The sequence below is a fragment of the Sporomusa sp. genome (assembly GCF_035561255.1).
GTDB lineage: Bacteria > Bacillota > Negativicutes > Sporomusales > Sporomusaceae > Sporomusa.
The window spans coordinates 1-20441 of sequence record NZ_DATMXX010000086.1; the positions used below are offsets into that span (position 1 = coordinate 1).

Annotated in this window: 20 protein-coding genes; 17 read left to right on the top strand and 3 right to left on the bottom strand. The window is 47.5% G+C overall.

Going from position 1 to position 20441, the window contains the following annotated elements; genetic code table 11:
• Window positions 1–150 precede the first annotated feature (150 nt).
• Together VN379_RS05075 and VN379_RS05080 are read left to right on the top strand one after the other, a co-directional pair.
• Window positions 151–2379, top strand: a complete 2229-nt coding sequence (locus tag VN379_RS05075) for a vitamin B12-dependent ribonucleotide reductase (RefSeq protein WP_325531458.1) — start codon at window positions 151–153, stop codon at window positions 2377–2379.
• Window positions 2380–2551: 172 nt separating this feature from the next.
• On the top strand, window positions 2552–4558 hold the full coding sequence (locus tag VN379_RS05080) for a molybdopterin-dependent oxidoreductase (RefSeq protein ID WP_325531553.1): 2007 nt from the start codon (window positions 2552–2554) through the stop codon (window positions 4556–4558).
• Here VN379_RS05080 and VN379_RS05085 read toward each other — a convergent pair.
• Window positions 4555–5517 (bottom strand): helical backbone metal receptor, encoded by a 963-nt coding sequence (locus tag VN379_RS05085; RefSeq protein ID WP_325531460.1) that lies wholly within the window; start codon window positions 5515–5517, stop codon window positions 4555–4557. The two genes, VN379_RS05080 and VN379_RS05085, sit on opposite strands and share 4 nt — an antisense overlap.
• 402 nt (window positions 5518–5919) lie before the next feature.
• On the opposite strand from VN379_RS05085, the gene VN379_RS05090 reads away from it, so the two are divergent.
• From VN379_RS05090 to VN379_RS05135, 10 genes are all read left to right on the top strand, one after another.
• On the top strand, window positions 5920–6105 hold the full coding sequence (locus tag VN379_RS05090) for a Com family DNA-binding transcriptional regulator (RefSeq protein ID WP_325531462.1): 186 nt from the start codon (window positions 5920–5922) through the stop codon (window positions 6103–6105).
• 60 nt (window positions 6106–6165) lie between these two features.
• Window positions 6166–6372 carry a hypothetical protein gene (locus VN379_RS05095; protein WP_325531464.1) on the top strand — a complete coding sequence of 69 codons (207 nt, stop codon included), beginning with the start codon at window positions 6166–6168 and terminating at the stop codon, window positions 6370–6372.
• Between the two features lie 41 nt (window positions 6373–6413).
• Complete coding sequence (locus VN379_RS05100; RefSeq protein WP_325531466.1) at window positions 6414–7391, top strand: ABC transporter substrate-binding protein; 978 nt, start codon at window positions 6414–6416, stop codon at window positions 7389–7391.
• Window positions 7388–8395 (top strand): iron ABC transporter permease, encoded by a 1008-nt coding sequence (locus VN379_RS05105; protein WP_325531468.1) that lies wholly within the window; start codon window positions 7388–7390, stop codon window positions 8393–8395. The genes VN379_RS05100 and VN379_RS05105 overlap by 4 nt, the downstream gene beginning before the upstream one ends.
• Window positions 8392–9198 (top strand): ABC transporter ATP-binding protein, encoded by an 807-nt coding sequence (locus VN379_RS05110; RefSeq protein WP_325531470.1) that lies wholly within the window; start codon window positions 8392–8394, stop codon window positions 9196–9198. The genes VN379_RS05105 and VN379_RS05110 overlap by 4 nt, the downstream gene beginning before the upstream one ends.
• Entirely contained in the window at window positions 9170–9430 is a 261-nt protein-coding gene (locus VN379_RS25090) for an ATP-binding cassette domain-containing protein (RefSeq protein WP_325531557.1), read from the top strand. The genes VN379_RS05110 and VN379_RS25090 overlap by 29 nt, the downstream gene beginning before the upstream one ends.
• Window positions 9364–9546: a hypothetical protein gene (locus VN379_RS05120; protein WP_325531561.1), complete on the top strand. Its 183-nt coding sequence runs from the start codon at window positions 9364–9366 to the stop codon at window positions 9544–9546. Before VN379_RS25090 ends, VN379_RS05120 begins: the two co-directional genes overlap by 67 nt.
• Before the next feature lie 18 nt (window positions 9547–9564).
• Window positions 9565–10104, top strand: a complete 540-nt coding sequence (locus VN379_RS05125) for an ABC transporter permease (RefSeq protein ID WP_325531472.1) — start codon at window positions 9565–9567, stop codon at window positions 10102–10104.
• Window positions 10105–10126: 22 nt separating this feature from the next.
• Entirely contained in the window at window positions 10127–10690 is a 564-nt protein-coding gene (locus VN379_RS05130) for a flavodoxin family protein (RefSeq protein WP_325531474.1), read from the top strand.
• A gap of 235 nt (window positions 10691–10925) precedes the next feature.
• On the top strand, window positions 10926–11354 hold the full coding sequence (locus VN379_RS05135; RefSeq protein ID WP_325531476.1) for a DUF3887 domain-containing protein: 429 nt from the start codon (window positions 10926–10928) through the stop codon (window positions 11352–11354).
• A 319-nt stretch (window positions 11355–11673) separates the two neighbouring features.
• On the opposite strand, the gene VN379_RS05140 is transcribed toward VN379_RS05135, so the two are convergent.
• Window positions 11674–12348: a uracil-DNA glycosylase gene (locus tag VN379_RS05140; protein ID WP_325531478.1), complete on the bottom strand. Its 675-nt coding sequence runs from the start codon at window positions 12346–12348 to the stop codon at window positions 11674–11676.
• A gap of 110 nt (window positions 12349–12458) precedes the next feature.
• Window positions 12459–13598 carry an acyl-CoA dehydrogenase family protein gene (locus VN379_RS05145; protein WP_325531481.1) on the bottom strand — a complete coding sequence of 380 codons (1140 nt, stop codon included), beginning with the start codon at window positions 13596–13598 and terminating at the stop codon, window positions 12459–12461.
• Window positions 13599–14015: 417 nt separating this feature from the next.
• Between VN379_RS05145 and VN379_RS05150 the strand changes: the two genes are divergently transcribed.
• From VN379_RS05150 to VN379_RS05170, 5 genes are all read left to right on the top strand, one after another.
• Window positions 14016–15383, top strand: a complete 1368-nt coding sequence (locus VN379_RS05150; RefSeq protein ID WP_325531483.1) for a sigma-54 interaction domain-containing protein — start codon at window positions 14016–14018, stop codon at window positions 15381–15383.
• 361 nt (window positions 15384–15744) lie between these two features.
• A complete protein-coding gene (locus VN379_RS05155; protein WP_325531485.1) occupies window positions 15745–17331 on the top strand; it encodes an L-lactate permease in 1587 nt (528 codons plus the stop codon).
• 335 nt (window positions 17332–17666) lie between these two features.
• Complete coding sequence (locus VN379_RS05160) at window positions 17667–18998, top strand: MFS transporter (RefSeq protein WP_325531487.1); 1332 nt, start codon at window positions 17667–17669, stop codon at window positions 18996–18998.
• Window positions 18999–19102: 104 nt separating this feature from the next.
• Window positions 19103–19549: a MaoC family dehydratase gene (locus VN379_RS05165; protein WP_325531489.1), complete on the top strand. Its 447-nt coding sequence runs from the start codon at window positions 19103–19105 to the stop codon at window positions 19547–19549.
• Window positions 19550–19626: 77 nt separating this feature from the next.
• A complete protein-coding gene (locus tag VN379_RS05170; protein ID WP_325531491.1) occupies window positions 19627–20412 on the top strand; it encodes an enoyl-CoA hydratase/isomerase family protein in 786 nt (261 codons plus the stop codon).
• The last annotated feature ends 29 nt before the right edge of the window (window positions 20413–20441 follow it).

Genomic DNA, 20441 nt, shown 5'->3' on the forward strand with positions numbered 1-20441 from the left:
GTGAACAGATGCTCCTGCCACTATGGCGGGAGCATTTTTGTAAAAAATCAACCATATTTTTCTTGACGCATTTAGGGATAATCGATACAATATATTGTATCACGATAAATGATAAACACTAAATCTTGTGTTGTGTCAGGGGGCTATTGTATGAATTTATCAGACAATGCGATTAAAGTTTTAGAAAAACGATATCTATCAAAAGATGAGCATGGACAGTTGTTAGAAGATGTTGACGGATTGTTTCGCAGGGTTGCTAAAGCTGTTGCCGGTGCAGATGCCCCAGATGTTTCAGCAGCCGCGTTACAGGCTATTGAGGATGAATTCTATGAGATGATGTCCAGTCTGGAGTTTTTGCCAAATTCACCGACACTGATGAACGCAGGCAGGCCGTTGGGGCAATTAAGCGCTTGTTTTGTGCTGCCAATAGAAGACACGATGGAAGATATCTTTGAAACGCTAAAAAATGCTGCCATGATTCATAAAAGCGGCGGTGGCACAGGTTTCAGTTTTTCCCGGTTGAGGCCTAAAGGGGCTGCTGTAAATTCAACAGGCGGGGTTGCCAGTGGTCCGGTTAGTTTTATGAAAGTTTTTAATGCGGCTACTGAAGCGGTTAAGCAGGGCGGCACGAGAAGAGGCGCCAATATGGGCATTCTCAGGGTCGACCATCCGGATATAATGGAGTTTATTACTGCTAAAAAGGACAACGCCGATATTACAAACTTCAATATTAGTGTTGGCATTACTGACGTGTTTATGAACGCGGTGGCAGAGAATGAGGAATATGACCTAATCGATCCTCATCATCGTACTGTAACCGGGCGATTAAACGCAAGAGAAGTCTTTGATGTAATTGTGGATATGGCCTGGAGCAATGGTGAGCCTGGAATCATATTCTTAGACAGGCTGAACCAGGATAATGTAACACCGGAGCTGGGCGATTTTGAAAGTACCAATCCTTGTGGGGAACAACCGCTGCTGCCGTATGAATCCTGTAACCTTGGTTCGATAAATCTAAGCCTGATGGTAATAGCTAAGGAGAATAAACCGGCAATCGATTTTGAACGAATTGGTATTGTTGTAAAAAAAGCCATTCATTTTTTGGATAATGTTATAGATGTGAATAAGTATCCGCTGCCTGAGATTGAGCAGATGACAAAGAGCACCAGAAAGATTGGGTTAGGTGTTATGGGCTGGGCTGATCTGCTGTGCCAGCTGAGGGTTCCGTATAATTCGCAACAGGCATTGCTCCTCGCAGAGCAAGTGATGGGTTTTATCCGGGAGCAAGCAAGAAAGGCTTCTATGGAACTGGCAGAACTAAAAGGCGTGTTCCCGCATTTTGAGCAAAGCACCTATCACCAGCAGGGGCTCAGGCTCCGCAATGCAACGACAACCACAATTGCACCAACCGGTACGTTAAGTATCTTAGCCGGTGTCTCCAGCGGCATTGAACCGCTATTTGCGTTAGCTTATATTAGGAATGTTATGGATAATGATGAATTAATGGAGACAAACCCATTTTTTAAACAAGCGGCTATCGCTGGCGGGTTCTATACTGAACCGTTAATGAGGACAATTGCCGCCCACGGAACCATAAAGGGGCTGCCGGAAATCCCGCTATCCATTCAGGATGTTTTTGTTACCGCTCATGATATTTCCTCAGAATGTCATGTAAAAATGCAGGCCGCATTTCAGAAATACACCGATAATGCTGTCTCTAAGACGGTTAATCTTAGTAATAAAGCTACCCGGGAAGATGTTCAGGATGTATTTAACTTAGCCTATGAAGCAGGCTGCAAGGGTGTAACGATTTACCGGGACGGCAGCCGGGATTTGCAGGTGCTTAATATTGGTAAGGTTAATGGTAAAGAAACACCCTTGGCGGAAAATGCCGTGGCGGAGACTAAGCAAGGTTTTTTTGCCCCAAGGGCCAGACCTGATATAACTACCGGATTTACTGAAAAAGTTAAGATAGGCTGCGGCACGATATTTATTACTGTTAACTATGATCAGCATGGCATCTGTGAGGTCTTTACCAACACAGGCCGGGCCGGTGGCTGCCCATCACAATCCGAGGCTACGGCACGGTTGGTGTCAATCGCCTTGAGATCCGGTATGGATGCTCATTCTATCATTGATCAGTTAAAAGGGATAAGATGTCATTCGACAATCCGGCAAAAAGATTTGAAGGTGTTATCATGCCCTGATGCAATTGGCAAGGTGATTGAAAAAGTCATGAAGCTGCAAAATGGGGATAAGGCTGAAGCAAATACTGTGTTTACGGACGGGGATAATGAGTGTCCGGAATGCGGTAAGCCGGTAGAGCATGAAGGTGGCTGTGTAATTTGCCGGCATTGTGGTTTCAGTAAATGCGGTTAAGAGCGCCAAAAGTAACCTGCCGGTAGTTCCCGGCAGGTTACTTTTTACGGGGAAATCCTGCGGGCTTGCAGGATTTTAATGAATGAAGCTGAAAATACAGTTTGGAATCTCCATCTGGGGAGACAATAGTGTCTGATAATGTCCTGGGAGAAACGTTAAGGAGGAAAAGATGATGAAAATTGTACGCTCGGTATGCCCCTATGATTGTCCTGACGCCTGTGGTCTGCTGGTTTCAGTCGAGGAGAGCAGGGTGGTTAAAGTCCAGGGAGATCCGGAGCATCCCTTTACCAGAGGCACATTATGCCCGAAAATGAATCAATATGAGCGTACCGTTCACTCACCGCAACGGATCACGACACCTTTACGCCGAAGCGGTGCCAAAGGGACTGGTACCTTTGAACCGGTCTCCTGGGAAGAGGCGATTGCCGGCATAACAACAAAATGGCAGGATATTATTGCTCAACATGGGGCGGAAGCAATCCTGCCGTATTCCTATGCCGGGACGATGGGGCTTGTACAACGCAATGCCGGCCACCCTTTCTTTTACAGTCTGGGTGCTTCACAGCTTGAGCGCACAATCTGTTCTCCGGCCAAAGGCTGCGGCTGGAATGCAGTCATGGGCCAGACGATGGCATTACATACGAATGAAATCCATGCCAGCGACCTCATTATTCTTTGGGGCATCCATGCGTTAGCAACAAATATTCACATCATGCATGACATTCAGACAGCCAAAAAACAAGGGGCCAGAGTATGGCTTGTTGATACTTATGAGAGTCCTACTGCGAGGATTGCCGACAGGGTAATTCTTGTCAGGCCGGGGACCGATGGCGCGCTGGCAATGGCTATGATGCATGTGATCGCACGGGAAAACCTGGCTGATAAAGACTTTATCAAGCGCTGTGTGCAAGGGTATGAGGAACTGAACACAACTGTCTTACCGGACTACCGGCCGGCGGCAGTCAGTGAGCTCACCGGCATTGCTGCTGCCGACATTGAAGAAATAGCCAGATTGTATGCAACTGCCCGCGCCCCATATATTCATTTAGGCAGCGGCCTGTCCCGGTATAGTAATGGGGCCATGACGGTCCGGGCCATCACTTGTTTGCCGGCTGTTGTCGGGGCCTGGGATAAGCCCGGGGGCGGATTATTTGCCAGTACCTCTACCGGTGCCGCCTTTGCTACGCAGCGTATCACCCGGGAAGATTTCATAGCTAAGCCGGTCCGAACAATCAATATGAATCAACTGGGCCGGGTGCTAAATGAGGTAAACAATCCACCAATCCACAGTCTTTATGTGTATCACTCCAACCCTGCGGCCATAGCACCTGATCAGAACCGGGTTCTACAGGGCCTGGTCCGGGAAGACTTATTTACTGTTGTGCATGAGCGTTTTATGACAGACACTGCTAAATATGCGGACTTTGTTTTGCCGGCGACTACTTCTTTGGAGCATAGTGATATTTACCGCTCATACGGCCATTATGGCGTACAGTGTGCCCGGGCGGTTATTCCGGCAGTCGGGCAGGCCAAATCCAATTGGGAGGTATTCTGTCTGCTGGCGGCGGCGATGGGGATCAGGCAGCCCTTTTTTACCCAGTCGGCTGATGATTTAGTTGACAGTATATTGGACCAGCCTTCGGAATGGCTGGCCAGTACGCGTATGGATGCGTTGCGGGCCGGGTACCCGGTTGAATTGCCGCTGCCGGCCGGCTATAAGACTGATTTCAAAACGGCTTCAGGTAAAATCGAGATATTCAATGCAAACCAACCCGAGCCTTTGCCCAGGTATGTTAAGCCCCATGGCGATCATGCTGATTTCTGGCTTGTCAATGCCCCCGATATGCGATTATTAAATTCATCATTTAATGAACGGGAGGACTTGACGCAAACCAACAAAATGCTGCTTAAGATGAATCCTGAGGATGCTGCAAACAAGGAGCTCCGAGACGGGCAGCTTGTTATTGCTTATAATGAACGGGGCGAGGTAACCTTTAACCTGGCGGTTACGATGAGTGTGCCGGCTGGTATTGTTGTCAGCGAAGGGGTGTGGTGGCTGAAACATGCCCCCGGCAAGCGCTCAGTCAATGCGCTTACCTCGCAGCGTCTTACCGACCAGGGGCAGGGCAGTACTTTTTATGATGTAAAGGTGAATGTTCGTGTTGCCGAAAGCGCTTAGCCCGGGGGCTCAGGATAAAATAATTTTGACAGATAATCAATAGCCGCATCTACCCGGCTGGCGGGATTTACCGCAAATAATTGATAGGGCAACTGGTATACCTGGTTTTGCTGCACAGCTTTGAGTTTTTGCCAGGCAGGATGAACCATTAATTCGTAACGGATTTTATCGCTCACTTTTTGCTCATAGCTGTGGCTAATCAGGAGAATCAGGTCCGGTTCGGCCTGCCCCGTAAACTCCAGACTCAGTGGTGCATACGGCATAGCCTGGGTGGCCACACCTTCGGCCACATTAATTGCATTAAGGCGACCGATGAGGTCGCCGGTAAAACTGTTGGGGAGTGCCATATAGAAGTTCTCAAGCGAGCCCCAGACGATGAGTACCCGGGGGGCAGGCTTATTTTTGCTTTTTGCCTGGGCTTGCTGTAATCTATTGTCTAAGCGGTCAATTACCTGACTGGCTTGTGCGGGATGGTCGGTCAGTTCTCCATAAAAGCGCAGGGCCTGGCTGATTTGCTGAAAACTATCCAATCTTTGCAGGTACACCGGAATACCGGCTTTCTCTAGGGTCGAGACAATTGGCTGGCGCAAATGGATATCTGTTGCCAAGACTAAGTCGGGTTTTAAGGCGATAATTTGCTCAATGTTGGGGCAGGGAGTTTCACCTACTGCCGGGACATCCTTAATTTTCTCCATTAATTCCGGTGGTAGGGCCATGGTAGTGGGGCGGCCGATCAATTGTCCCCCGGCAGCATAGTATAAATCGACATTGGAGGCGTTTAGGGCGATCAGCCGCAGCGATCTCCCTTTTTTTATAGTTTGCACTAAATTGCATTTTGGGCACTGGATTTCGATATATTTTACCTGACCTTTAAACAGCAGCCTGTTGCATTTTGAACAACGGCACTCGTTTGAGTCTGCTATACCCAATCTGCCGGTGGGGTTAGACGGTGCTTGCATGCGATTACTCCTTTTCATAATTTATCATGGGATGTATCCCTAATCGCCTCAGACCGGATGTTCAGTAAAAAAATAAACTCCGCGTGAAATAATATTTCACTACGGAGCTCAAGGCTCTCTTTAATAATCATTCTCATTTATATTATAAGGAAAATGATAGGAATTTGTCAAGAATAAGACTGTAAAGTACGGTTTGTTACAATTAAGGCGAAAACCAGCCATTCCAGAAAGGGAGTAGGCTGATTAAATTGATTGGAGATATTTACAAAAAAACGGTTGACTTTGATAATCATTATCAATATACTAAGATACAAGAGAGCCAATGCGAGCTCCGTGACGGGTAATACAGGCACGGGGCTTTATTGCTAGGTGAATATTCTTTCAGTTATTGGAGTGATGCACATGGAGAAAGCTAAAAACCTACGGCCGGCCAAATCAAAATTGCCGGAAGTACGTTGTTTTCAGTGCAATCGTTTATTGTTTTGCGGAATTGCTGAAGATATGGAAATCAAATGCTCACGTTGCGGAGCTATTCAGTATATAGGTAATAGCAAACAAGAGTCCAGGGTGAATATTAGCAGCTGGTAAGTGAAATAAGATGCAAGGCAGAGTGCCCTGCTACATAAAACTTAGAGAGCCAAGAGCTCCGTGTCAATATTGCACGGGGCTTTGTTTTTTTCGGTCACCCCCGCAATTGAGCGGACAGCTCTGACAGGCGTGCAGGTGGTTCGTTTCTCAGGTGTGGCTGCTCTGGATGAGGCGGCGTTGACTTTGGTACGGAGGGTTTGCCCTTTTGTGCATAATGCCGGGAGAACGATTGCGATGAATATTCCTATAGCTTACCAGTTGGATTGACTGTAAAAAAAAGCGTGACAGACGCAGGAATGAGGTAGAAGATGAGTCAGAAAATTAGCAGGATAACTGTTGGTATTATCATTTTATTATTGGCTGCCAGCACACTGTTTTTGTTTAAAGGCCAGACACAGCCGGTAGCGAATCAGGCAGCCGCCCGGTATCGTGTAACCGATAGTGCCGGCAGGCAGGTGGAGATACCCCGCCGGCCACAGCGGGTGATTGTTTTAAACGCATCTAACCTGGAACTGTTTTATGCAGTGGGCGGGACTGTGGTAGGCCGCCCCAGTACTGAGGCTCTGCCACCGGCTGTTAAGGCCGCCGTGCAGCAGGTACCGGCTGTCGGCATTACGCCCAATCCAGATATTGAACAGATTATTGCCCTCAAGCCTGATCTGATTCTGGGGGTTAACATGCCTTTTCACTATAACCTGATTCCTGTGCTGGATAAGGCGGGTATTCCCATTTTGCTGCAAGCACTGGGGAATTATCAGCAAGTGATTGAGACGCTGCAGTTTTATGGTCAACTGACAGGTCAACCGGACCAGGCCGCTGCGGCTATTGCCAGGATTGAGTCACGTTATGAGGCGATCATTAAAAACAGCAAAGACCGTCCGGCCCCTAAGGTTGTGGTGGTCTGGGGGACACCGGAAAGCTTTCATATGGCAACCTCCCGTAGCTTTACTGGCGATCTGGTTAACCGGCTGGGGGCGGTGAATGTGGCTGATCAGGGAAATAGCAGTGGTGGGCAGATGGGTTATGTACCGCTAAGTATGGAGTATGTTGCTAAGCAAAATCCGGATATGATTTTCCTGATTACCCATAGTCCTGATGAGAAAACAAGCAGGAAAATCCGTGATGAACTGGCTAATCATCCGGCCTGGCGCGGTCTAAAGGCTGTTGAGGATAATCAGGTTCACCTGTTGCCATATAACCTATTTGCTGTCAATCCAGGTACTCAGGTTGGTGAAGCGCTGACCGTTTTGTCCGGCTTCTTATTTCCGGGGGAGGCTAAACAGTGAGAGAATTAGCCTCAGATCCCCGTACGGTCTGGCGGTCGGTTATCAGTATATCCGGTCTGGCGGCGTTGGTGGCGGCACTGTTCATTGGGATCAGAATTGGTGCCGTACCAGTCAGTATGTATGATATCTGGCAGGTATTTAGCGGCCCGGCGGCGGGGAATGAATATTATCAAATCATCTATAATATCAGGGTGCCACGGGTAATAGTAGGTGCTTTAACCGGGATAAACCTGGCTTTGGCCGGCTGCATCCTGCAGGGGGTGTTGCGCAATCCTCTGGCTGACCCCGGCATTATTGGAGTATCGGCCGGAGCCGGGCTGGCCGCGATGGCTGTGATGATCTTGTGGCCAGGGCTGACAGCTCTGGTGCCTGCGGTTGCTTTTGCCGGGGCGCTGGTGGCGGCCGGAATTGTGTTTCTACTGTCCTGGGACCGGGGTGTGCAGCCGTTGCGGCTGATTTTAGCCGGGGTGGCCCTGGCGGCGTTTTTTGGTGGCGGGATGAGCGCGCTTATGGTTTTTCATTCTGATAAGGTGCAGGGGGCCGTTAACTGGATGGCCGGTGGATTTCAGGGCCGCAGCTGGGATCATGTCAGAATGATTCTGCCTTACAGCTTTATCGGTATACTGGGGGCGGTGTTGTCTTACCGTTATCTCAATACCCTGCAATTAGGGGACGAAGTGGCTAAAGGGCTGGGGATCAGGGTGGAGACAGCCCGGTTTACCCTGGTGGTGCTGGCAGCCTTGCTCGCTGCTTCCGCCGTTAGTGTGGCCGGCCTGCTGGGCTTTGTCGGACTGATTGTTCCTCATATAACCCGTATGCTGGTCGGTTCCGATTTCGAGTACCTGATGCCCTGCGCAGCGGTGTTGGGAGCCACGCTGGTGGTAGCTGCCGACACGGTTGCCCGCACTGTATTCAGCCCGGTTGAGGTACCTGTGGGAATCTTTATGGCGTTTCTGGGGGCTCCGTTCTTTATATATTTACTGCGGAAGGGGATGGGACGATGAATCATACCATTGAGGCTCGCGCCATTAAACTTGGTTATGGCAGCAAAGTGATTGCTCCGGCAATAGATCTTGTGCTTGATAAACCGGAGGTTATTTCAATTATTGGCCCGAACGGCTCAGGTAAATCGACACTGCTGAAGGCCCTGAGCCGGTTACTGGTTCCCTTAGCAGGGTGTGTTTTGCTGGATGGCAGGGATATTCACCGGCTGCCGCCCCAGGAGGTGGCCAGAACTATGGCAATACTGCCTCAGTCAGTGCATGCCCCGGGAGATATGACAGTCTGTGATCTGGTGGCTTATGGGCGCATGCCTTATAAAAAAATGTTTGCACAGCTGACAGGTGCTGATAAGGACTATATGGCGGCTGGGTTGGCAGCTACCGGTATGCAGGATTTGCAGCAGCGCCGTCTGGACAGCTTGTCAGGCGGTGAGCGGCAGCGGGCCTGGCTAGCTATGGCGCTTGCCCAGCAGCCACGCCTGCTGCTGCTGGATGAGCCTACAACCTATCTGGATATTCATCACCAGTTGGAGTTAATGAAGCTGATCCGCAAGCTTCATCAGGATATGCAGCTTACTGTTGTTATGGTGCTGCATGACTTAAACCATGCAGCCCGGTTTAGTCAGCGCATTATTGCAGTTAAAGAAGGTCTGATTTTTGCTGACGGGCCGGTGAAAGAGGTATTTACTGTGGAGAATCTGCGGTCATTATATGGGGTTGAAACTACGGTTATGACGGTTGAACAAGGAGGTAGCTCACATCTTGTTTGTTTCCCACATGACAGCTGTCTGGCCCCGGGAGCCTGATACGGCCCTAAGGCTGTACCGACTTTGCAAAACGTATGGTGAGCAGCAGGTATTATGCGACATCTCACTCACAGTAACCGCAGGTGAAATATTTGGGTTGCTGGGTCCGAACGGTGCAGGGAAGACCACGCTGATGAAACTGATTGCCGGCCTGATTCCGGCCAATTGGCTATCTTCGGACAGGATAGTGCCAGGGAACGGCAGGCCATTAAACCGGTTATTGCCCTGGTAGCCCAGGACAATAATCTGGAGCGGGAATTCACTGTGCAGGAGGCATTGCTTACCTATGCCAGGCTGTATGGTATTATCAAACCACGACAGCGGGTGGCGGCGATAGTAAATGAATGAATTGTCAGCCTGACTGTGATGCTCAATGCTTTTCAGCAGACCTCCCTGTCTGTCAGTGCCGGGCGTTTATACTTTCATACCTTTCAAACCGTTTTTTTAAGCCCTGTACCGGCACTGCAAATTGTTGGCGGTATTGCCCTGGCCGGCATAACTCGCGGTATAATAATGGGAGGACTGGTGTACGGGGTCGCCTGGCTGGCATTTGGCGTCCCGGCACTGTCCGGTATTGCTATAACCGGGCTGGTGTTATCTGCTTTTTGTTTTGCTGCTCTGGGTATTGCCCTGGGGTTGGTTATTGCCGATTCTGATGAAATATCGCTTGTTAATAATTTTATAATCACGCCCATGGTTTTTTTCTGTGGTTCCTTTTTCCCTATCCAGAACTTACCGGTTTTCCTGCAGGCCGTTGTGTCGGTACTGCCACTGAGTATTGCCAATAGCCTGATGCGGCGGGTGGTATGGAATAGCCAGGCTGCCGGCAATGCTGCGATATTGGCGTTAATGGGGCTAAGTTTACTGCTGTGGGGGGCCCGGGGATTAAAAAAATACAGTGAATGATAAATTTGGGGAGGTATTTACAATGAAGACGCTAATTGTTTACTCCAGTTTAACCGGTAATACGAGAAAAGTGGCGGAGGCCATTCATGAGGTTTTTGGTTCAGCGGCTGAACTGTTTCCTGTTGAAACAGCGCCGTCACCGGCAGCGTATGATTTTGTGGCAGTTGGCTTTTGGGTTGACAGAGGGACTGCCGATAAAAAGGCGCAGGATTTCCTTAAGACAATTCAGGGTAAGTCTGTCGCATTATTTGCCACGCTGGGGGCCTATCCTGATTCAGAACATGCTGCCGACAGTCTGAAGAATGCAGCTGCGTTCCTGGATGCCGGTAACCGGCTTGTTGGAACCTTTATCTGCCAGGGGAAAATTGATCCCCGGTTAATTGAACAGTTTAAAAGTATGCCAGGGAACCATCCGCATGCTGTTACGCCTGAGCGGCTGGCTCGTTATCAAGAAGCCGCCAAGCACCCTGATGACCGGGATTTCCAGGCTGCCCAGGCTGTATTTACCGATATAGAAAAACAGTTGCTGCAAGTGGCCGAGCTGGGGAAAAGTGAGGTGAACGCTGCTTGCGGGGAACAAAATTAAAGCAGATTCTGGCATCGATGAATCCGCAGCAGTATGCCCTGACGGTTGGCGCTGCTGCTGACGAACCACTGTGTCGGCCTTTGCTAAACGGCGGGTAGTCCATGCCGGCATCAGGGGTAATCCCCTATTGCCAGGCGAGTGGCAGCCTACCTGGCAGAGCTGCTTATTGCAGTAAAGGAATTTCCCGTGGACAAAGCCAATTTAACCAATAAATAGAAATAGGGGGAATGAGCCGATGAATGTCAAAAAGGTATACCTATTAATTGTATTGCTGTTATTAATTACTTTGTCCAGCACGGTTGTTGCCAGTGGTGCGGACGGAGAGCAGTTTCTTGATGAGGCAAATTTGATTACAGACGGCGTGTTAAAAGGACTGAATGAAAATAATTACCTGATGTTTTCGGAGAACTTTAACCAACAAATGAAAGCAGAGCTGTCTGAAGCCCAATTTAACGCACTGAATATTACTGTTAAAGCAAAAATAGGCGATTATGTCTCTAAGCAGTTCGTTGGCCTGGATAAAAAGGATCAATACAAGATTTTAACGTATTTTGCCACATATACACAAGAACAGCAGGTTGTTGTCAGGACTGTTGTCGTTGAGGAAAACAGTAAATTGGCTGTAGCAGGGTTTTGGCTGGATTCACCTAAGCTTCGTAAATGATAGTATTATTGCAATAGAGGGGACGGGGTCAGCATCTTGTTGAAAACCCTTTGAATCATGATTCTTACCGTTAAGAATCCGGTAAATACCGAGTAAAAGAAATAGTAGGATATGGCATAAGACACAACCACCGTCCCTGCGTCCTACGCAAAAAAACAGCTTTAAACTCATGGCGGATTACTCCGGTAACGAGGTTAAGGCTGTTTTTATTCGTATTTAAAGCCCCGAATATCGGTTGAAACTAATCAAGTCACCTTAGCTTCAAATTAACCGAGTGATGAATGGTGCAGCTTCTGAAGAGGGGTCAAGGTTTCTTGATCTACAGATTATCAATCTGCCAATCGATAGTGGTTTTGCCAATAGACTGTAGAGTATTGTTTGTGCGGGAGAAAGGCTTACTTTTGAAAAATCCCCTGCTGGCCGATAGCGGGCTGGGGTGCGGTGAGGTTATAATGTAGTGGTAGTCATTGGTTATTAGCGTTTTCTTTGATTGGGCATGGCTGCCCCAGAGAATAAACACAATCGGATCGATCCTTTCATTCAGTAAACTAATGATCCGATCGGTAAACTGCTCCCAGCCTAAATTTTTATGCGAGTTAGCTTGGCCAGCCACAACGGTAAGGACAGTGTTCAACAGGAGTACACCCTGGTCAGCCCACTTTTTTAAGTAGCCGTTGTTCGGGATATAGCACTGCAAATCATCCCGCAGCTCTTTGTAAATATTAAGCAGAGACGGCGGCGGTGCAATTCCGGGTTTTACTGAGAAGCTAAGACCATGAGCCTGATTTGGACCATGATAGGGGTCCTGACCAAGGATGACTACCTTTACGTCGTTGTACGCAGTATAGTGAAGGGCGTTAAAAATATTATATTTGTCAGGGTATACTGTTTTGGTCTGATATTCTTTAATTAAACACTGACGTAAATGGAGGTAGTATTCTTGTTGAAATTCAGTGGCAAGCAATGCTTGCCAGTCATTTTTAAAAATAATCATATTCTATCACCAAACTGAATTATATCATACCTCAAAATACTCCTGTCAAGTTTGTCTGACTTGGCAGGAGTATTTTATGCTAGTTGGCAAAACGCTGGGAGGGGTAGCCATTAACAGCCTAATTGTTTAGCAATAGTGATTCGCAGAATTTCTGAGGTTCCTTCCGCAATTTCCATGAGTTTGGCATCACGCAGGTAGCGTTCCTGGGGAAAGTCTGTGGTATAGGCTGCCCCGCCATGAATCTGGATGGCCTGATTAGCCGCCTGGGAGGCGATTTCCGAAGCAAATAGTTTGGCCATAGCCGATTCGCGACGATGTGGTTTATTATTATCGACAAGCCAGGCGGCCTTATAGGTCATTAAACGGGCGAGCTCAAGCTGGGTCGCCATATCAGCTAGTTTAAACCTGATTGCCTGGAATTTTGCCAGTGGCTGTCCGAATTGTACACGCCGCTTAGCATAGGCCAGAGATGATTCCAAACAAACCTGCGCAATGCCAACCGACACCGCAGCTCCGAAGATGCGGTGCCGGCTCATCAATTCGAGAAGTTGAGAATAGCCAGCGCCTCTTGTGCCAATGAGATTCTTCAGCGGAACCTGACAGTCATCAAAAAATATTTCATGGTTGCTTACACCACGCATTCCTAGCTTGTTATACTTGCTTCCTATGGTAAATCCCGGTAAATCTGATGGTACAATAAGCAGGCTCAAGCGCTCCTTTTGCCGTCTTGAATCCTCTGTAATGGCCGTGATTACCGCCATTCCTGCCTGACGGGCATTCGTAACAAAGATTTTTCTGCCATTAATAATCCAGTTATCGCCTTCTTGTGTGGCATAGGTTGCACCAGCAGCTACATCAGAGCCGGCTCCGGTTTCTGTTGCTGCAAAAGCGCCGAGATATTTTCCATGTGCCATCGGAACCAGATAATCCTCTTTTTGCTGGGGTGAACCAAACAAAGAAATTGCTTCTGCAGGCCCTTGGTGGCTGGCGATCACAAAGGCCGTGGAGGCGCAGACACGGGCAATCTCTTCTATGGCAATGACGAGGCCAATATAGCCCAACCCGCTACCACCATAAGCTTTGGGGATCGCAAGGCCAAGCAGGTTCATATCAACGGCTTTTTCAATAACTTCCGAGGGTATTTGCCCGGTTGTGTCAACGATGTGAGCAAGCGGCGCTACAACCTGATTGGCAAAATCAGTAACTCTTTCTCGCAGCCTTTCTTGCTCTTCAGTGAGGTAAAAATCCATAAGATCACTCCATTTTCTGTCTAACCGGTGTTATTATTTCTAATGTTGAGGGTTATATTTATTCTCGCAGCTTTATCAAGGTTAGTGTTGAATATTCTTTGTTACTTTTCGACGTATCTTTGTCTGTTCCTCTTCTTCTACGGCACAAGGAGGAAATGGATTGAGGAGTGTTGAAACCTTGAAAAGAAATCCATATTATAAGCGCGGATGGATGTCGTGATATAATTCTGGAAAAAATATTCAAATTATTCGCAGTTTTCCATATACGGATTTGGTAACCGGGGTTCAATTGCATTGCAGATCAATCAGCACATGATTATACGCCGTGGAATGAATATTTCATTCCAGACACCTTCGGATCAATCATCATTTGTCTTTTTGGTGTCCGGCATACTGATTCAGGTCAGGGGGGGTATAATGACGTTTGGTGAAAGAAAACACCGGGAATGCGTCGGGACTAGCGCGCTAGATAGCTTATTTGACGCTTCGTATGATGGTATTGTAATATTTGATATCGCAGGGAAAGTACTTCAGCGCGGCGGCGTGTTACTTAATAAACTTGGCGAGGCATACTGGCAGGAAATGCAAAGAGTATGCCAGGATGTGGTTCAGTCTGGCAAGAGAATTACCCACCTCCTGCAGAACCCGGATGTAATGCAATCTTTCCTGGTGACAGCCAGCCCGGTTTTTGCCGATAAAAAACAGATCACTTATGTTGTGTGTAATATACGGGATCTTGAAGAACTGAATGAGCTTGGGCGCGAAGCAGCCATTGCGGGACTTCAGAAAAGGAATGATTTTCTTGTGACTGAAGGGCTTGAGTATAAAGAAGAATTGAAGCAATTTATCACTCGCAGTGTTGCTATGCAAAGTGTGTTGACCACGGCAATAAGGGTGGCTCAGGTTGATTCTACCATCTTAATCATGGGGGAATCCGGTGTAGGTAAAGGCATGATCGCCCGCCTTATTCAAGGAGTCAGCAAACGGAAGAAACAACCTTTTGTAAAAATATCCTGTGGGGCGATACCCGAGCAGCTTTTAGAGTCAGAGTTGTTTGGGTATGAGGCCGGTGCCTTTACCGGTGCTCATAAAAATGGCAAGCCCGGGCTATTCGAGATTGCCGGCAATGGAACTGTGTTTTTAGACGAAATTGCTGAACTTCCATTAAGCCTCCAGGTAAAACTTTTAAATGTTCTCCAGGATAAAACCTTTATGCGTGTAGGCTGTGTAAAAGAACTCAAGACAAATGCCCGGATAATTGCGGCAACAAATAAGAATTTAGAGCTACAGGTGAAGAATGGTGCGTTCCGGGCGGATCTTTTTTACCGGCTGCATGTTATTCCTATTGTTATTCCCCCCTTGCGCGAGAGAAAGGGCGATATTTTGCCGCTGGGTTTGTATTTTCTTCAAGTCTTTAATGAACGTTATGACTTTAAACATACCATAAGCCCGGCTGTACTTGATTGTTTTGTGAGGTATGATTGGCCGGGCAATGTACGTGAACTGCAGAATTTGATTGAATATCTTGTGGTGATGACACCAGATCATGTGATTGAAGTGCATAATCTGCCGGTGAACCTTTTAGAAGCCTTGCAAAGAAAAGGAGTTGTACCGAATACTACCGGAAAGGCGACCTTAAAAGGGGCGCTTGAGGAATATGAACGTGATCTGATCGTTAACGTCCTAACCCAGCATGAGACCCTTAAGGATGCTGCTGATAGTCTTGGTATTGATATCTCGACGTTGACCAGGAAAAAACAAAAATATTGTTTATCAAGAGGATAGCCTCAAACAAAACCGCGGATAGCGGTTTTTTTTTGAGGCTATCTTTGTTGTTCAAGCGATCTATTGTGCAATAATGCATAACTGGGCTTTGAAAAATTGATGTTTTGCACATTCTTGTGGGCGAGAGTTTTCTTAACCCGGCATTTGTCTGTTTTGCAATGTATTACTAAGCGGCGGATGAGAGCGGGTTTTGGAGGGTGACTGATGAACATTACCTGAAATTTGCCAGCTGGCACAGTTTATGCGTTATACAAAGGTGAAATATTTAGATAATTAAAAAAGAAGGGACAGTGAAAGGAAATATGAGAAATGTAAAGCAGAAATCATTACTTACCGTTAAGGCAGGGGAGGTCCGGGGAAATTGCTGTTAGCTATTATGTTGGCACTGTTGCCTATTATTGTGGTTTTCATTTTGATGACCGTGAAGAAGACGGCGGTGGATCATAGCGGACTTATCGGGTGGGTGCTGGCTTCCCTGATTGCCATTGTATTTTTTAACACCGCTCCGGAAATGACGCTCCGGGCAAGCCTGGCCGGTGTCGTTGCTTCACTGGGGATATCGTTGATGATTGTTGCATCTATCTTGCAGATTACCTTTATGGAGGCCACCGGTGCCCTGAAGCGAATCTGCGTATGCATAAAGACCCTTGCGTCTACCGACAAGGCTGTACAAATCCTGTTTATCAGTATGGGAACAGGGACACTGCTGGTTTCAGTGGGCGCTACTCCGGTATCCATTCTCCCTCCCATTATGATTGCTTTGGGCTATTCGCCATTTGTGGCAGTCGCCTTGCCGGCAATTGGTTATGATTCGCTGTGCACCTATGCTCTGTTAGGTATCTCTTTGGTGGTGTTTTCAGATATGACAGGCACCACTATTGTCCGGACAGCGCAGGCCTTCGCCGCTTTTATGCCGGTAATTTCTACCGCTATCGGCTTTGGTATGCTGTGGATTGTAGGCAAAAGCAAGCTGATGAAAGCCGGATTTATCCCCTGTATGTTAGCCGGGGCTACCAACGGCGGGGTGGCCCTAGCGATCGCCTACATTCCTTTTTTAAATGGCGCTGTTTTATTGACAGGGGTTATTGCCGGTTTTTGTACAATGCTGATGTTGTTGCTGTACCTGAAACTGCAGGGAAAACCAATTATAGACAGGTCGGTATTAAGCCAGGCAGACCTGGAAGTTGAGCAAGGAATGTCCTTGACAACGGCACTCTTGCCCTGGATTATCCTCGTTACGACGCTGCTGGTAATCAATTTCTATAAGCCCTTATATAACCTGGTGTTTAATCAATGGGACATGGCCGTCTCGGTGCTGCCAGGACAGGTAATCAAGACGAGAATGCTTTGGAACGGCAGCACCTGGGTGCTGATCAGCACCATTGTAGCAGCAATTTTTATGAGGACGGGTGGATCGGTATGGAAACATACCCTTATTAAATGGGGGCAGCGTGCCCCCAGACCGTTCATCTCCTCCACTGTGTTTTTTGCTATCAGCTTTGTGATGATGAATTCCGGACCGCATATCTTTGGCGGGGTTATCGAGGACGCCAGGCCAGTTCTTAATATGATCGGGGTATTAGCGCAGGGTTCGATTTTTGCTTTTGGCAGTTTTTATCCGTTTATCAGCGCATTCCTGGGCCTGTTTGGCGGGTTTGTCACCAGCAGTGAAACCTCGACAATCGGAATGCTCGCAAAATATCACCTGTTAACAGCGAAAGCGCTACATATTGATCCCCTGATGGTTAATGCGGCTTCTGCTGTTGGCGCTGGTTTGGCCAGCCTGATCGCCCCGACCAAGCTGCAGAATGCAGCTGCTACCATTGATGCTATGGGCATTGAAAGTCAGGTCATAAAAACCGGCTTGATTATCTCACTTTTGCTGACTGCAATAACGGGGATCATTGCGATGATATTTTATGCTTTCTTTTATACTCCGGCTATGTAAGATTGCATAGCCGTACTGGAATAAATTGATATTTTGCACATGTACTGGTGGAAATCCTGTTAACCAGCTTATAGGCTTGGCGTCATATTTTCTAGGCAGATCCAGGCTAAACAGGCGGTATCAGAAGCAACAGGAAGGTGTTATTTAAGCGATTTCGCGATTGGCACATTTCTTGCTTTATTACTAAGTGGAACAATCGATCTTGATTTTCACTATGAGGGGGGTGGTTGTCCAAAGGTGCGGGTCAATTTAAAAAAGAGAGGAGAGATAGTTGTTTAATAGCTGCGTACAGCTTTCCTTTGTCTTTATAACTAAATTTAGGAGGCGCATTCAGTATGGATATGAATAAGGATGCATTGATTCGTAAATTAAAACAAAACCAGATTCCTCTCTATATCATTGTTGTTGTGGCGTACATGCTTATCGCGTTTTCCCGGGGAGCCCCTGCGATCATGGGACCTGAACTGATCAAGGATTTGCAGCTTACAGCATCCCAGTGGGGGCTGGTTGGACTGGCGTTTTTCTGGGCTTATGCGATCGGGAATGCTCCTTCCGGGGCAGTAGTAGATATTGTCGGGCCCCGGAAAACTTTGCTTGCTTGTCTCCTGTTGCTTGTTATCGGCTGCTACGTTTTTAGTGCCGCCCATTCTCTCACTATGGTCATTGTGGGAAGGATGATTGTTGCTGTCGGTACGGCAGGGCTGATGATTGCCGGAATTAAGTTGATCTCCTCTTGGTTTACTGTTAAACAATTTCCCCTGTATTACGGCGGGTATTTGGGATTTGGCGGCTTGGGAAGCTTTTTTGCCACCGCACCGCTGCAGCTTCTAATGAATGACTTTGGCTGGCGGACATCCTTCGTGATTATTGCCGCAGGTACTTTGGCGATGACGGTTGTGGCTTATTTCTTTGTCAAGGATCGTCCGGCTGATATCGGTTTGCCGACACCGGATGAACTGGCCGGGGAAGAAGTTGCTAAAGAGAAAAAATCTGACGCACCAACTATGGGGTGGATGGAGGCGACCAAAAAGCTTCTGGCGATGCCGCGTTTATGGATTATTGGTTTATTCTTTCTCGGCACTAATTCAACCGGCCAGGTAATCGCCTCAATGTGGGGTGGTATTCTTTTGGCCAATGTCTATGGTTTTGATAAGGGGACCATCTCCAGTATACTTACCATTTCTGCTTTTGGTCTGGTGGCAGGCAGCTTAGTGGCAGGTGGAATTTGCAAAAGAATCAGCAGTACTGGTGTTATGGTAGCGACGGGGGTGCTGTTCCTTGTTACCTGGCTGTACATGCTGCTCAACCTTCGTAATCTAAGTGTACTGGAATTGCAAGTCATATATTCGATTATCGGTTTTGTCCAGATGTTTGCGGTCGTCGGCGGTATGTCTTGTGTCCGGGAGCTGGTCTCAGGTGAGATGGTTGGTACGGCAATAGGGGGAGTGAACACTTTCTCCTGGATTTTTGGAGCCGGGGTTTTCAACCAGATCTGGGGTTTGATTATTGATTCTGTTGCTAAAGGCCGGACGCCTTATCCGGTCGAGGCCTTCACCACCGCTATGTGGGTTCAAACAGGAATTCTGGTAATTACCCTGGTCTGTGCTGCCACTATGTGGAAACTTATGCGTAAGCCAAAGGTTGATATGCCTAGTGCCAATGCCTAATAATTACTAACCAATAGAGCAATTTGTCGAATTGATGTGAGCCATGGGTAGATCTGTCGCAGGCTCTGTCCATGAGAAAATAAAAAAAGGGAGCGCGAAATGTTATGCCATTGCACACCACTACTGTAATAACCCGGCCATATGATCAAATTGAAATCGGTGAGAGTGCTTCAATTACCAAAACCATTACTGAGGCTGATATTGTTAACTTTGCAGGAATTATTGGCGACTTTAATCCCATACATGTTGATGAAGAATTTGCTAAAGCAACCGTGTTCGGCAAGCGCCTTGCACACGGAATGCTAACAGCTTCGTTCATCTCTACTCTTATGGGGCGTTGCATGCCAGGCACAAATGGTTTGTACCTTTCACAGGAAATAAAGTTTCTTAAACCGGTATTAGTCGGCGATACCATCACTGCTTATGCTGAAATAATCGAAAAAATCGACGCCAAAAGAAGGCTTATTATCAAAACGACTGTTTCCAACCAACGGGGAGAAATGGTCATAGACGGCAAGGCCGTCACCATGGTTAGAAAGGATGCTGAATAAGAGTACGTATACCTGCCGGGTAAGGCAATATGTGATTAACGGCGCTGGTACTGTGAGAATTCAAAGGGGTGAGAAATATGAAACAATATAACTCGATTCTGTTGGAGACAGAGGGCTCTGTTGCTTTAATCTGCTTTAACAGGCCTGCGCAGTTTAATGCGTTAAGTTATCAAATGATTGATGAGCTGGAAGCAGTTATCCAGGACATAGCCAATGATAAGGAAATCAAGGTTGCTGTATTCACCGGCAAAGGCAAAGCCTTTTGCGCCGGGGTGGATCTCAAAGATGCGGGAGATATTGCGAAACCAATTGACTCTTATTGGTTTCTTGCCAGATTGCAAAGCCTGTTTAACAAGATGGCAAACCTTGAAATACCTACAATCGGCGCTATTAATGGTGTGGCTTTTGGCGGTGGTTTTGAAATGTCGCTGGCCTTTGATTTTCTGATCGCCGCTGAAAATGCTAAATTTAGCGTTCCTGAAATCAATGTGGGGGTTTTGCCTGGGGGCGGCGGCATGAGCAGGTTGCCCAAAAAGCTGGGGCTTTCGCTGGCTAAACGCCTGGTTTTACTGGGGGAGAGTCTAACAGCAGCAGAAGCCCACCACTTTGGTCTGGTCTATAAGGTTGTGAAGAGTGAAGACGTCGTAAATGAAGCAAAAAAAGTAGCGCAGGTTTTAGCCGGTAAACCGCAAATCAACGTAAAACTAGCCAAAAAGGTACTTGAAAAATCAGAACGTATGGGAACTTATGATGCGATGGATTATGAAGCCCATGCAGCTGCCTTGCTCTATGACACGGAAGACCGGAAAGAAGGCATGCAGGCGTTTTTGGAAAAGCGGCAACCGGTCTTTCAAGGTAAATAAGTTATCTTATAGGAAATGGGAGGAGAAGG

Bases quoted from the DNA above. Each gene is read 5' to 3' on its own strand.
- VN379_RS05075 (WP_325531458.1), top strand. From the start codon at position 151: ATGAATTTATCAGACAATGCGATTAAAGTTTTAGAAAAACGATATCTA.
- VN379_RS05080 (WP_325531553.1), top strand. From the start codon at position 2,552: ATGAAAATTGTACGCTCGGTATGCCCCTATGATTGTCCTGACGCCTGT.
- VN379_RS05085 (WP_325531460.1), bottom strand. From the start codon at position 5,517: ATGCAAGCACCGTCTAACCCCACCGGCAGATTGGGTATAGCAGACTCA.
- VN379_RS05090 (WP_325531462.1), top strand. From the start codon at position 5,920: ATGGAGAAAGCTAAAAACCTACGGCCGGCCAAATCAAAATTGCCGGAA.
- VN379_RS05100 (WP_325531466.1), top strand. From the start codon at position 6,414: ATGAGTCAGAAAATTAGCAGGATAACTGTTGGTATTATCATTTTATTA.
- VN379_RS05110 (WP_325531470.1), top strand. From the start codon at position 8,392: ATGAATCATACCATTGAGGCTCGCGCCATTAAACTTGGTTATGGCAGC.
- VN379_RS25090 (WP_325531557.1), top strand. From the start codon at position 9,170: ATGACAGCTGTCTGGCCCCGGGAGCCTGATACGGCCCTAAGGCTGTAC.
- VN379_RS05125 (WP_325531472.1), top strand. From the start codon at position 9,565: ATGCTCAATGCTTTTCAGCAGACCTCCCTGTCTGTCAGTGCCGGGCGT.
- VN379_RS05130 (WP_325531474.1), top strand. From the start codon at position 10,127: ATGAAGACGCTAATTGTTTACTCCAGTTTAACCGGTAATACGAGAAAA.
- VN379_RS05135 (WP_325531476.1), top strand. From the start codon at position 10,926: ATGAATGTCAAAAAGGTATACCTATTAATTGTATTGCTGTTATTAATT.
- VN379_RS05140 (WP_325531478.1), bottom strand. From the start codon at position 12,348: ATGATTATTTTTAAAAATGACTGGCAAGCATTGCTTGCCACTGAATTT.
- VN379_RS05145 (WP_325531481.1), bottom strand. From the start codon at position 13,598: ATGGATTTTTACCTCACTGAAGAGCAAGAAAGGCTGCGAGAAAGAGTT.
- VN379_RS05150 (WP_325531483.1), top strand. From the start codon at position 14,016: ATGACGTTTGGTGAAAGAAAACACCGGGAATGCGTCGGGACTAGCGCG.
- VN379_RS05160 (WP_325531487.1), top strand. From the start codon at position 17,667: ATGGATATGAATAAGGATGCATTGATTCGTAAATTAAAACAAAACCAG.
- VN379_RS05165 (WP_325531489.1), top strand. From the start codon at position 19,103: ATGCCATTGCACACCACTACTGTAATAACCCGGCCATATGATCAAATT.
- VN379_RS05170 (WP_325531491.1), top strand. From the start codon at position 19,627: ATGAAACAATATAACTCGATTCTGTTGGAGACAGAGGGCTCTGTTGCT.